Here is a 13,544-nt window from a genome sequence, read left to right as displayed (position 1 = left end):
GGATGATTGGATGAAAGTCGTCGTATTAGGTGCAGGGTTAATGGGGAAAGAAGCCGTTCGAGACTTGGTAAAAAGCGATGAGGTGACAGCCGTCTATTTAGCAGATCAAGACGTTCGAAAAGCGGAGAATTTTGCAGATGAACTTTTGTCCGACAAACTTAGTATTTTAGTACTCGATGCGCGTAATGAATTGCAACTGAGCGAGGTCATTGCGCTCGGTGACGTCGTCATCAACGCACTGTTCTATACATTCAACGAGCAAGTCGCAAAACTGGCGATATTAGCTGGTGTCCATAGTGTAGATCTCGGCGGACACATCGGTGGGGCAACAGATGCAGTCCTCAAAATGAAAGAACAAGCAGAAGCACGTGGCGTCACGCTTATTCCAGACTTAGGTGTCGCACCAGGGATGATCAATATTCTATCAGGTCATGGGGCTGACAAATTGGATAAAGTCGAATCTATCCGATTGTTTGTTGGTGGTGTACCCGTCAATCCTGATCCGCCGCTTAACTACAACATCGTGTTTTCATTGGAAGGCGTATTCGACCATTATACGGATTCTTCGCGTGTAATCCGAGACGGAAATGTTCTAGAACTGCCGTCACTATCAGAAATTGAAACCGTCCATTTCGATGACTTTGGCAACATGGAAGCTTTTCATACATCAGGTGGAACTTCCACACTTATTGAATCATTCCCTGACGTTCAAACACTTGAGTACAAGACTTTACGCTATCCAGGACACGCGGAAAAGTTTCAATTGCTCGTGGATCTTGGCTTGCTATCCCGTGAATCGACCATCCAAGTTGATGGGAAGCCATTACGTGTGCGTGATGTCATGCGTGCGCACCTAACACCGCAAATGCTGCTTGGCGACAAAAAAGATGCCGTCCTGCTCCGCGTTCTCGTAAGTGGTGAAGCTTCCGGCATGTCTGCGACTTATGAATACAACATGACAGTGACAAAAGATACTGAGATGAATGAAACCGCAATGGCTCTAGCGACTGCGAACACAATTTCCGTCGTGGCACAAATGATTGGGAACGGCACGATTACAAAACGCGGTGTTTATCCACCCGAATCAATTGTACCAGGAGATCTATACATCGAAGAAATGGGCAAACGCGGCGTTCACATTACAGAAACCATTCACACTGGTGAAGCCGCACGCTAACTCGCGGTGTGTAAGGAGGAACAGAGATGGATTTCAACTTTACCGAAGAACAGCAGTTGCTGCGTAAAACAGTGAGACGTTATGTCGATGATCGTATCCTTCCGAACATCGCGAAATGGGATGCAGCAGGCGGCTTTGACCCCGAAGTATGGAAAGAACTCGCTGAACTTGGTTTCATGGGGACGTGTATTCCGGAGAAATATGGCGGAAGCGGCATGGACTATAATGCTCTAGCTATTTTGTGTGAAGAACTGGAACGCGGGGATACCGCGTTCCGAACCGCGGTATCGGTTCATACAGGGCTGAATTCGTTAACGCTCCTACAGTGGGGAACGGAAGAACAGAAGCAGAAGTATTTGATCCCCCAAGCTAAAGGTCAGAAAGTGGGTGCGTTCGGTCTGACAGAGCCGGGTGCGGGGACAGATGTCGCCGCAATGGGTTCCACTGCTGTCCGAGATGGAGAGTATTACGTACTGAACGGCCAGAAAACATGGATTTCACTATGCGACAGTGCGGATCATTTTCTCGTCTTTGCCTATACGGATAAATCAAAAAAACATCACGGGATTTCTGCGTTCATCGTGGAGCGGACCATGCCCGGTTTTTCATCCAACGCCATCAAAAACAAATATGGCATCAAAGCAGGGAATACGGGCGAACTGTTTTTTGAAGACATCAGAGTTCCTGTGGCTAATTTGCTCGGTGAAGAGGGCGAAGGGTTTAAAATCGCCATGTCTGCATTAGATAACGGTCGATTCACCGTGGCTGCAGGTGCAGTCGGATTAATTCAAGCCTGTATAGAAGTAAGTGTTGCGTACTGTGAAGAACGCAGTACATTTGGAAAACCAATAGGTCAGCATCAGCTCGTCCAGCAAATGATCGCGCGGATGGAAGCAGGCTATCAAATGAGTCGCTTACTCGTCTATCGTTCTGGGGAAATGAAAAACGAAGGGCTACGCAATACTCGGGAAACATCGTTGGCCAAGTGGCAAGCGTGCGATTTTGCCAATCAAGCAGCAGACGATGCGTTCCAAATCCATGGGGCATACGGGTATTCCGACGATTATCCAGTAGCACGGTTCTTGCGCAACTCGAAAGCGCCGGTGATCTATGAAGGTACACGGGAAATTCATACGATTATGCAAGCGGAGTACGTTCTCGGATACCGTCAAGACAAGCCTCTGAATAACATGTTGCCAGCGTGGCCGTTTGACGAAAACGTGTAACTTTCCTGCATCATAACCGACTCATCTAGTAAAGGAGATGAGACCATGTACAAAAAGGCTGTACTTGCGGTGGCTGTCGGTGCTGCAGTTGTCTTGTCTGCGTGTGGAACGGTCCACGCACCCGTGAAAATAGAAGAGTCGAAGCCAGACAAAGTGGCTGTATCTTTTGGGGAAGATGATTATTTGAAATTGAGTGAACCGACCAACGAACTCGGAATGCAACTGGTTACGAAAGTAAAACCAGATGAGGACGGCAATGTATTCGTGTCTCCAGTCAGTCTTTTGTTGGCATTGTCCATGCTTCAAAATGGTTCGAATGGAGAGACGAGAGAGGAAATTTTGGAAGCGATCCAACTAAAAGGGCTGGATGAAGAAGCCATTAATCGTGCGAATGCATCATTGCTGGACTATCTTCAACAATCAGACGAAGAGTTGACGCTTAAAACAGCAAATTCTCTATGGTTGAATGACACGTACACGCTTCAAGATGCTTTTAAAAGTGTCACGCGGGATTACTTTTTAGCTGATGCCGAGGAGATTGACATCAGTGATTCAAAATCTGCAGACCGTATAAATGACTGGGTGAAGGAATCGACGAACGGTAAAATTGAGAAGATGGTCGAAGCACCCCTCGATAGTGATCTTATCATGTATTTGATGAATGCTGTTTATTTCAAAGCATCGTGGACCTACCCGTTCAACGAAGAAATGACAAAGGACGGGACATTCAGTCTTGCAGACGGAAGTGAAACAACTGCGCCATTCATGACTCTGTACGAATCTCTGCCTTATTTCGAGAATGACCAGTTCCAAGCAGTATCGCTGCCTTACGGAGATGAAGGAAAGATGACAATGGACGTGTTTGTGCCGAAAGAAGGTCAAGACGTAGAGTCCTTTCTAAAATCTTGGACGTCTGCAAACCGTACAACATGGAACGATTCTTTTGAACCTACACCCGGTTCTATCCGGATGCCGAAGCTTCAACTAGACTATGAAGCAGATATGAAAGATTCGCTTTTGGATTTAGGGATGCAAAAAGCCTTCGATGGCGGATCAGCAGATTTAAGTTTGCTGGTAAAGGAAGAAAAAGAGAGACTCTTTGTAAGTAAGGTGAAACAGAAGACGTATCTATCGATTGATGAAAAAGGGACAGAGGCGGCTGGAGTCACTTCCGTTACAGTAAGTATTGAATCGGCACCTAGCGGAGAACCATTCGAAATGTCTGCAGATAAGCCTTTCTTCATCACAATCCGTGATACGGAAGCAAATGTATTGTTGTTTGCAGGGAAAATTGCCAATCCTGTACAAGGAGACTAGTAGATAAAAGTCTCGAAGCCTTGAAGGGTTATCGGGACTTTTTGTCCGCAAAGGGTGTGATGTTTTCGGATAAATCAAGCAAAATAGTTTTTTAATGGTAACTATGATAAAATAGAGAAGTTGAGATTAATCAACACTTTTTTGTTCTACATTATGAAGAATTTCACAAGAAAGGGGAAACTAAAATTGAATATTACGATTGTTGGTTCAGGGCACGGAGGTTCTACCGCAGCTGCTTGTCTAGCACGCGATGGTCACCAAGTGAGTATGTTGAAGCTAAGCAATCAGCCAAACGAACATTTCACAAGATTAGAAGAAACAAAGTGCATCACATTGAAAGAGGGAGAAAAGGAGCAAACTGTCCCACTTCATGCTGTGACTCGCGATCCTGCAGAAGTTATTCCACAAGCAGATATTATCCTCATTTATTACGTCTCAAATTACCACAAGTCCCTCGCGAGCGCTCTAGCTCCGCATTTACAAAAGCATCAAACAGTCTACATTTGTCCGGGGTATCTCGGCAGTATATTCTTCTTGCATGAATTAAAACGGATCGGCAGAACAGAAGACGCACCACTATTTGCAGAAGGTGAAACGTTGCCATACAGCTGCAGAATCACAAATCCAGGTGAGGTCACACTGTATTCCGAGAACTACGGTCATCCCATTGCTACCATTCCAGCAGATCGTGTTCAAGAAGCATGCCACACGTTAAAACCCATCCTAGGTAACTGTATCCCTCGGGAAAATATTGCAGAAGTTGCATTGCACAACCCAAACCTCATTATGCACACAGTGGGAATCGCTCTGAACGCCGCATATATCGAGAACTCAGATGGTCAATTTTCGATGTATACAGAAGGATTCACTCCATCCACATGGAAAGTGGCACACGAGTTGGATCAAGAAAAAATGGACATGCTCGAAAAAATCGGATCGAAACGCCGCTCTTACATTGAAGAATTCAAAGTACGCACATTCACTGATCCTGAAGCCCAGTCAGATGATGAAGCATTCGCCATCTATGCAGACAGTGTCAAGGATTTGCGTACAAAGTCCGTTAACAACCGGTACATTACAGAAGACGTACCCATGGGTCTTGGACTCCTTCACTCGCTCGGGAAACACATCGGGTTGCCAACGCCAGTGACCGATTCTATCATCACCCTCTCAGGAACCATGGTAGGAGAAGATTATTTCTTAGAGGCGCGTTCTATCGAAAAACTCGGCTTCAAAACCGCAGAGGAATTATTTTCATTCATCAGTCCTCATAAAACAACAAAAGTATACTAATATATAGGAAGCGAAGGAGCAAACATGTCCTTCGTTTTTTCTTTTGAAAATCTGATCAAAAAAAACTTGCAATCTATTTATAGTGAGCGTAAGATAAGGAATGACCAAATGACCAAAATTGAATTCCGGTCATTTTACAATGAAAGAGGTGGGCACATGGATCGCAGAACGGAGATTTTGGAAGCCGCTGCAAAATCCTTCTCGCTGTTTGGCTACAAAGCGACCACAATGGACCAAGTCGCTAAAATTGCAAACGTTGGGAAAGGTACGATTTACACATTCTTCGCGAACAAAGAAGAACTGTTCAACGCCATTGTCGTCGGAATGATTGAAGAGATGAGGACAGAAGCGGAAGCCGCTGCAATTGAAGGGGCTACATTTGAAGAAAATGCGCATGCTCGTCTTATGTCAATTTTAAAATTCAGGACGACGCACCAGCTTTACGCCAAACTGATTGATGAGGGAAAAGAAATCCGGACGCCTGCCGTGCAAGAAGTACTCGTAGATATCGAGAAACAGATTGTGAAATTCATTGCTGAAAAAATCCAAAAAGGCATTGATCGCGGTGAAGTCAAACCATGTAACGTAGAAATGGTCGCGTATTTGCTGTTTAAATCGTATATGGCACTCGTTGTAGACTGGGGTAAAACCCACAAGCAAGAGTTGGAACAAACCGAGATCATCGATTTACTGAGTAGTACCATTTTTAAAAGTCTCTTAATTTGAGACTTCTTTTTTCAAGTATTAATGACCATAAATCTGAAGTGGTCAACCAGTCAAGGAGGAAAAAATGATGAAAAAGACGATGACAGGAGCGGAATGGAAACAGTTATTACGCACGCGTAAAATGATTGTGCCAATGATTGCGATTTTATTTATACCGGTATTATATGCAGGGATGTTTTTATGGGCGTTTTGGGACCCGTACGCAAATATGGATGCACTACCCGTTGCAGTTGTAAATATGGACGAAGGGGCAGAGTTTGAAGGAACTGAACTCGATCTTGGTAAAGAACTTGTCGACAAACTCGTCGATAGTAAGCAATTCGACTTCCAAAGTATCTCTGAATCCGAAGCTAAAAAAGGCCTTACGGATCAAGATTATTATATGACAATCGAAATTCCAGATAACTTTTCTCAACACGCGACCACGTTATTGGATGAAACACCTGAGAAACTAGCATTGGTCTACAAACCGAACGAAGGCTTCAACTTCCTTTCTGCACAAATCGGAGAAACAGCGATGGATCGTATCAAAGCGGAAGTAAACGAAAAAGTATCGTCCACATATGCGGAACAACTTTTTGACTCCATTAAAGAAATGGGCGATGGTTTTGGGGATGCAGCTGACGGTGCAGGGAAACTGCATGACGGTTCTGGCAAACTCGTTACCGGAACGGACGATTTAAAAGGCTATTTGGAGCAGCTTGCATCAAGTACAGTAACACTTGCAGACGGCTCTGATAAGTTGAAAAAAGGTGTCATCGAAGCAGCAAATGGTGCATCTTCATTAAATTCAGGACTTGGAACATTGTCGTCAGGCGTAAGTGAACTTCAAGGAGGCGCTCAAAAAGCATCTGCGGGTGCAAGTGAGTTGAATTCAGGATTGTCTCAATACACGCAAGGCGTTGGTAAGCTCGCAAGTAGTTATCAACAGATTGCAGCAAAAGAAAAAGAATTCGGTGCAGGCGTAGGTAACTTAGCTGAAAAATCCGGTTCACTGAATGCTGCAGCTGGTCAATTAACAGGCGGTGCGCAGCAAGTGAACGCTGGACTTGGACAGTTGTCTGAACAACTCGCACCAATTTTAGCTTCACTTCCTGAAGAACAAAAAGCAGCCTTGCAAGGTGCTCTTGGTGAATTGAAAGCAGGCAGCGCCCAAGTGGCAGGCGGACTTGGTGAATTATCGCAAGGAACCGCAGCGCTTCAATCTGGAGCTAAAGAATTGAACGGTGCTGCAGGTCAATTAGCGGGTGCGCATTCACAGGCACTTGCAGGAGTAAATGAGCTGAACAGTAAATCTGGACAATTGCTTGCAGGTTCATCAGCACTCGCTGAAGGAAATAGCGCATTGAGCGCAGGTGCTGGTAAACTTGCAACAGGCGCAACAGCTGCAAAAGAAGGATCTGGTAAGCTGGTCGATGGACTATCGGCGTTATCAGCAGGAACAAAAACGTTAACAGACGGAACAGGTACGCTCGCGTCCAAATCACAAGACTTAGCAACTGGTTCAGCAGCACTTGCGGACGGAGCGAAAGAATTGAATGAAGGAACGGGAACACTTCAAGAGAAATTGACTGAGGCAAACGATACAGCTTCTGAAGTGAAACCAAACGACAAAACCTATGACATGGTAGCAGCTCCAGTAGACGTAGAAAAATCAGCTGTCAATGAAGTGCCGAACTACGGAACAGGATTTGCGCCATACTTCCTATCACTAGGATTGTTCGTCGGTGCATTGCTATTGTCCATCGTATTCCCGCTTGTTCAACCAGTAATTTCACCAACAGGTCCATTCCGCTGGTTCGCAAGTAAAGTGTCCGTGCTCGCTGTTGTCGGGCTCATTCAAGCATTGATTGCCGTAGGTGTTATTAAATACGGGTTAGGTATGGAAACCATCAACACACCATTGTTTATACTCACAGCGGTCATTACAAGTTACACATTCATCGCGCTTGTGCAGTTGTTCGTATCTGTATTCAGTGATGCAGGACGTTTCCTAGCGATTCTCGTCTTGATCATGCAACTCGTAACTAGTGCGGGAACGTTCCCATTGGAATTGATCCCAGAACCGCTTCAGATTTTCAATAAATTCTTGCCGATGACATACTCTGTCCAGGCATTCAAAGCATCAATCTCTACAGGCGATATGGCACATCTATGGACGTCAAACGGTATATTGCTTGGCTTCATGGTTGCGTGTCTCGCATTGACAGCGGGCTACTTCGCATTGCTGTTCAAAAAACGTCATTCTGTAACAGACGTAGTAGAAGCATAAGAAATGATCCAAAATCGGCAGACGGAATGACACGTCTGCCGGTTTTTTGTGGATAACAAGTAGAGTGCATTGAGAAGTTATCTACGGGAGCCGATGATGTTATGCCCAATTGGGGATGGAATTGTGGTTATCCACAGAGGATTTATTTTGTTCTGTGCAAAGTTGGTTTTGGGAATGAGTTATCCACTTAATGTGAGGATGAATCGGTGATATCTCTGCATGAAGGGGTGTTTGCTAAAAGATGATTTACTTTCTAAATCAGCTTAGTCGACTTATCCATCACTCTCAAGTGTTTCTCGATCACACGTGTGAACTTGTCCGACACAGGACGTGATTTCTCCGACACATGGAAGAGTTTTCCGATAACGGTACACAATTCAAGTGCGTAAAGGGATCAATCGGTAGCGCTTCGCTTGTTTTTTGTTGTGGATTCTAACGGCTTAGGCTGAATCCGCCACCGCATACAATTCATCAAATTAAGTGGGTACCCTCCTCCAATGGGCTACCACACTAAGCCGGATGTGAACCCTAATCCAACGAAAAAAGCAGCGACTCTCAACATAGGTCGCTGCTTTTCATATGGATTTACGAGCCAACAAAGTCTCCGCCGTCGATGTGAATGGTTTGACCCGTCATATAACTGGAATCGTTCGAAGCAAGGAATACATAGGCGGGTGCGTTTTCTGCAGGCTCGCCGCGGCGCTTCATCGGTGTATTATCTCCATGTTTTTTAACGGTCTCCGCATCGAACGTTGAAGGGATGAGAGGCGTCCAAATCGGTCCTGGTGCAACGGCATTTACACGAATCTTTTGATCGGCCAGGTTTAAGGCGAGTGAACGTGTGAATGTTGTAATTGCACCTTTTGTCGCTGAATAATCTAACAGTCCTGGGGATCCGTTATAAGCCGTGACTGAAGACGTGTTGACGATTGAGCTTCCTTCTTTCAAGTGAGGTAACGCCGCTCTAGTTAAATAAAACAGTCCGAAAAAGTTCGTTTCAAACGTTTCTCGTAACTGGTCCCCTGAAATATCAAGAAGTGATTTTTGAGGGAATTGTTTTCCTGCATTATTCACGAGTACATCAAGACCACCAAACTCTTTAACTACTGCTTCCACTAACTCTTCACAGTTTTCTTCTTCGCTAATATCAATACGTTTTTTATAGGCTTTTCCACCGTATTTTTCAATAAGTTCCACGGTTTTATGTGCATCTACATCTTCTTCCGGACTTAAGTAAGCAATCGCGACATCTGCACCTTCTTTTGCGAAAGCAACGGCAATTGCACGACCGATTCCGCTATCTCCTCCGGTGATCAACGTCTTCTTACCTGTTAATTTGCCGGAACCTTTGTACATCTCATCATCGTAAATCGGCTGAGGTGACATTTCTGCTTCCACGCCAGGTTGCTGTTCCTGAGTCTGAGGTTTTACGTTTTCATCAATTTGTTCATATTTGTCTTTTGTCATCGTTAAAATCCTCCTTATCCGGATATCTAGTTCAAGTATTCCCATAAGAAGGACTAGCAAACCTGGTGTGTTTTTGAATATACTATTAGGGAAGAGTATGAATGGTTGGATGTAACAAGTAAGGGGGATTTAGATGTGAAGAGCGTAACTTTTTGGCAACGACTTCAAATGCCAGTCGCTGCAACTGTTTGGTTAGCATCCGCAATGGTTTTACTATGGCATCAAACTAGTGAGAACTCGTTGTACGGAATGCTTGGTTTTATTGGAGTTGCCGTTCTCTTTTTCTTAGTGTCTGACCGTATGGCTTTTTTTGCTTTTATAGTATTGACTTTAACTACAGTGTTCTACTTTTTGTACAATGCTTTTGTAGAAGGATGGTCTCCAAGCGAGCAAGCGGCCGGCATAGGTATGCATTTTTTATTTTTACTACATCTTTTTGCACTTTATAGTATTGCAAAGTACGTGTATTCGTATCGTTCAGAAAATACGTCCTTGAAAAAAAGTCTCGAAGAGTTACAAGAATACATTTCTGAACATGGCGTATTGACGAAAAGAGAATTTGAAAAGCAATCTTCCATAGTGTTGTCTACAATGGCTCGACATGGTGAGCCTGGCTATTTCGTTCAAGTGGATTTATCGGGAATTCGAAAAGTAGCACGTAAACAAGCACTGATTGCTTGCTCCACCGTCCTATTCGGTACATTGCGTAAGCATTATGATCTCGTGGGCCACTTTGATGACAAAACGATTGTTGTATTGCTGCAAAACATTAGTGATGAGGGATTTAAGATTGTCGAGGAACGGTTAAAAGAAAACATCAAGGTCCAAATCGAACAGGGAGCCTACGAGCAGATCAACTGGAACATCCGTATGGTTGAAGGGGAACGTTCCATCGAAGAATTGTTGGTGACTCCATGAATAAGCGTCTCGTCATCTTGCTCGTCTTATCAATCGTTTTTCTCGTAGGTCTTATACTGGCTGCGATTTTTAACGTGAAAATCCTGTTGTTTCTGACAACAGCATTGTTTTTAACATTGCTCGGATACTATTCACTATTGACGCTCGCGGGTCTTTACAACCGGTTGAAGAAGCGGGAGATTCCCGAACTGGATTGTTATCCTGGTGTTGATATTCTGATTCCCGCACATAACGAAGGGGTTGTCATCAAAGACACAATTGAAGCGATGACTGGGCTGAATTACCCGGGTGACTTGCAAATATATGTGTTGAACGATAATTCGTCTGATGAAACCGGGGACATCGCGGGAGACTTCGCAGCGACATTCAAAAACGTTCACCACATTCAAGTGCCTCCTGGAGAACCGCGTGGAAAATCACGTGTACTTAACTATGGGCTGAGCATTTCATCGAATCCATATTATTGTGTCTATGACGCGGATAATCAGCCTGATTCAGAGGCGCTTATCAAGCTAGTGTCAATAGCTGAGGAGGACCAGCAATCTGCAGGGGCTGTTGGATACGTGCGGACTATTAACGAAAAGACAAACTGGCTAACTCGTATGATTTCAATAGAATTTCAAGTGTTTCAATTACTGATGCAATCTGGACGCTGGCAATTGTTTAAAACAGGCTCTTTAACAGGAACGAATATGCTTGTGAAGCGCAGTGTCATTGAGGAGCTGGGTGGATATGATCCGTATGCAATCGCTGAAGACGCGGAACTAACGCTTCGTATCACGAAAGCCGGATATTATTTACCGATTGTCCCGGACTCCATTACATGGGAGCAGGAACCCGAAACGCTAGGTGTGTACTTGAAGCAACGGACGCGTTGGTTACAAGGAAACTTGTACATCGTTGAAAAAACGTTAACGGAACCGGGCTACTTTAAAGGGAAGCTACTTGTTCACTCGATACACCAGTTACTCGTGTACGTGATCTTTTGGCTATTCCTCCTCATTTCGTATGTGTGGTTTGCGCTAGGAATCTTGGATATCTTCTATATAGAGTATACGTATCCACTGTTGTTTATTTGGTATTTGGCGTACATTGTGTACACAACGCAGCTGTTTGCAGCACAAGCGACCCAGCGAACCTTCACACCGCTTAATGTATTCATCAGCGTCATTATGTATTTCACGTATGCCCAACTGTTTTCGTACTTGTTCGTACGAAGTCTGATTTTGTATATAAAAGCGAAAAAGAACCGACAAGTGATCGGGTGGGATAAGACACAACGATTCAAATCGAAATGATAACCTACCCTAACAAAAAGAGCAATTCCGTTTGCCCAAGAAGGGCGCTCGGAAAAGCTCTTTTTGTTAGACTCAATTCGTTAGTTTTTCTGCTGGAACCGGAGCTCCAATATAATAACCTTGGACAGCATCGATTCCCATCGTTTTCAGCAAGTCGTATTGGGCTTTGTGTTCGACGCCCTCTGCGATTGTATATAAGCCCATCGACTTACTGAATTGGATCATTCCCTCAACCAGTTGCTGTGTTTTCGGGTGGGTCAACAAGCTGTTCATGTATATTTTGTCGATCTTCACCTTTGAGATCGGCAAATGCTGCATATAGCGGAACGACGCATATCCAGTACCGAAGTCATCGAGGATGAATTCAACACCTGCATCTTGTAATTCTTTCATCTGCTGAATGATGGAGTGCTCTTCTTCAGCTTGGAATGCGAACTTTTCAGTAATTTCCAACTCCAGTTGATTGGGACGACAAGATGTTTCTTGCAGGATACGAAGAATATTGTCTTTCATCGGATTGTTGGAAAACTCTCGAACGGATGTGTTAACTGAAACGTGAGGGTGACCTTCCTTCTCGTCCAGTTTTACAGCTAATTGCGCTGCTTCGGTTAGTACATATGCGCCAATATTGGCAATCAGCCCATTTGACTCTGCAATTGGAATGAGCTCGTCGGGTGTGACAGTGCCAAGCTCATCGTCTTCCCATCTGACGAGTGCTTCATAGACTGAGATTTTGTCTGAAGCAATGTCATATTGTGGCTGATAGACGACTTGCAATGCATTATGGTCAAGTGCAGTTAATAATTTGCGATTAATGAGAGAGCGACGGTCGAGCACTTTGTGAGAGGAAGCAGACAAAGAAACAATTTTACCGCCTCCTTTGTTCCGGACTTCTTCTAACGTCATTGCAGATGCTTCTATTAAATTCACAAAACTTTTCTGGTCTTCAGGGTAGCGTGCAATTCCGCCGCTAATTGATAGGGGCAAGGCTTCGTTGCCCACATAGATAGGCTGTTGCTCAAGGAACTCCAAGAATCCTTGGACGTACCAGTCGCCAAAAGGTGTTAAGATCACAAATTGACTTCCCCCGACACGTGCGATTGGGTTATCTTGAAAGTAGCGTTTTAGTCGGTTTGCAAAGGCTTGAGTGAGCTCTGTTTCAGCTGTTCCAGCCTGGAGTTCTTTCAACGTATAATAATGATCAATCGACAAGTAGACGAACGAGAAACTTTTTTCATCATGAATCATCTCATTTACGAGCACTTCTAATTTATGGCGGCTCATTAGACCGGTTTCGACGTCAATGAATGCAATCTGTTCGAGACGTTCTTTCAAATTTACTTCTTCAGTAATATCGAGTTCAAGGAACATAGTACTTTCTAGCTTGCCGTCCGCTGTCATGGAAGGGACCGCGAGTAAGTTCGTATAGTACGTTTCACCTGTACGCTTCAGCTTTTGGGCAGTTCCGAACCAGGTCTTTCCCTCTTTGAGCTGTTCCCATATGGCATGAATGGCATCTTGAGCTTTCTCGGATTCATCGAACATTTGCCAAATAGTTTTGCCTAGAATCCGTTTCGGTGTCCAATTGCTGACGTTCAGTAAATTTTTATTTACCGAAATTACGAGACCTTCAGCATCAGTTCGGGTTACCATATAGTAATGATCGAGACTGCGACGGATATCGGGTAAGTCCACAGAGATCTGTTCACGTGAGGTTGTCATGCTATGTTCCCCTTTCAACTAGTTCATAAGGCTAGTATATAGGAAAACTAAGAACTTTTCACCTATATGTGAAAATAAAAATAGTGTAATTTGATATAGATAGACTTTATAGAAATGAAGGTGAATTA

10 protein-coding genes are annotated in these 13,544 nt (G+C 44.2%); 8 read left to right on the top strand and 2 right to left on the bottom strand.

From position 1 onward, the window contains the following. The first annotated feature begins 10 nt into the window (after positions 1-10). From DVB69_RS13705 to DVB69_RS13680, 6 genes are all read left to right on the top strand, one after another. Positions 11-1,177, top strand: coding sequence for a saccharopine dehydrogenase family protein (locus DVB69_RS13705; protein WP_116019674.1), 1,167 nt, complete (start codon positions 11-13; stop codon positions 1,175-1,177). Between the two features lie 26 nt (positions 1,178-1,203). Continuing rightward, positions 1,204-2,403: an acyl-CoA dehydrogenase family protein gene (locus tag DVB69_RS13700; protein WP_116019673.1), complete on the top strand. Its 1,200-nt coding sequence runs from the start codon at positions 1,204-1,206 to the stop codon at positions 2,401-2,403. A gap of 45 nt (positions 2,404-2,448) precedes the next feature. Further along, positions 2,449-3,720 (top strand): serpin family protein, encoded by a 1,272-nt coding sequence (locus DVB69_RS13695; RefSeq protein WP_116019672.1) that lies wholly within the window; start codon positions 2,449-2,451, stop codon positions 3,718-3,720. A gap of 186 nt (positions 3,721-3,906) precedes the next feature. Further along, complete coding sequence (locus DVB69_RS13690) at positions 3,907-5,013, top strand: NAD/NADP-dependent octopine/nopaline dehydrogenase family protein (protein WP_158541100.1); 1,107 nt, start codon at positions 3,907-3,909, stop codon at positions 5,011-5,013. A gap of 156 nt (positions 5,014-5,169) precedes the next feature. Beyond that, the gene (locus DVB69_RS13685; protein WP_116019812.1) at positions 5,170-5,739 is read left to right on the top strand and encodes a TetR/AcrR family transcriptional regulator; all 570 of its coding nucleotides are present in this window, start codon (positions 5,170-5,172) and stop codon (positions 5,737-5,739) included. A 67-nt stretch (positions 5,740-5,806) separates the two neighbouring features. Continuing rightward, on the top strand, positions 5,807-8,011 hold the full coding sequence (locus DVB69_RS13680; protein WP_233505411.1) for a YhgE/Pip domain-containing protein: 2,205 nt from the start codon (positions 5,807-5,809) through the stop codon (positions 8,009-8,011). 585 nt (positions 8,012-8,596) lie between these two features. Here DVB69_RS13680 and DVB69_RS13675 read toward each other — a convergent pair. Next, positions 8,597-9,478 (bottom strand): SDR family oxidoreductase, encoded by an 882-nt coding sequence (locus DVB69_RS13675; protein ID WP_116019670.1) that lies wholly within the window; start codon positions 9,476-9,478, stop codon positions 8,597-8,599. Between the two features lie 135 nt (positions 9,479-9,613). Between DVB69_RS13675 and DVB69_RS13670 the strand changes: the two genes are divergently transcribed. Together DVB69_RS13670 and DVB69_RS13665 are read left to right on the top strand one after the other, a co-directional pair. Beyond that, entirely contained in the window at positions 9,614-10,396 is a 783-nt protein-coding gene (locus tag DVB69_RS13670) for a GGDEF domain-containing protein (protein WP_116019669.1), read from the top strand. Beyond that, on the top strand, positions 10,393-11,694 hold the full coding sequence (locus tag DVB69_RS13665) for a glycosyltransferase family 2 protein (RefSeq protein ID WP_116019668.1): 1,302 nt from the start codon (positions 10,393-10,395) through the stop codon (positions 11,692-11,694). Before DVB69_RS13670 ends, DVB69_RS13665 begins: the two co-directional genes overlap by 4 nt. 72 nt (positions 11,695-11,766) lie before the next feature. On the opposite strand, the gene DVB69_RS13660 is transcribed toward DVB69_RS13665, so the two are convergent. After that, a complete protein-coding gene (locus DVB69_RS13660) occupies positions 11,767-13,416 on the bottom strand; it encodes a putative bifunctional diguanylate cyclase/phosphodiesterase (RefSeq protein ID WP_116019667.1) in 1,650 nt (549 codons plus the stop codon). Positions 13,417-13,544: the final 128 nt, after the last annotated feature.

Origin of the sequence: Sporosarcina sp. BI001-red, from assembly GCF_003384035.1 — a bacterium.
Lineage (GTDB): Bacteria > Bacillota > Bacilli > Bacillales_A > Planococcaceae > Sporosarcina.
Note: the sequence above shows the minus strand (reverse complement) of the source record. Positions and strands in the feature narration are given on the sequence as shown.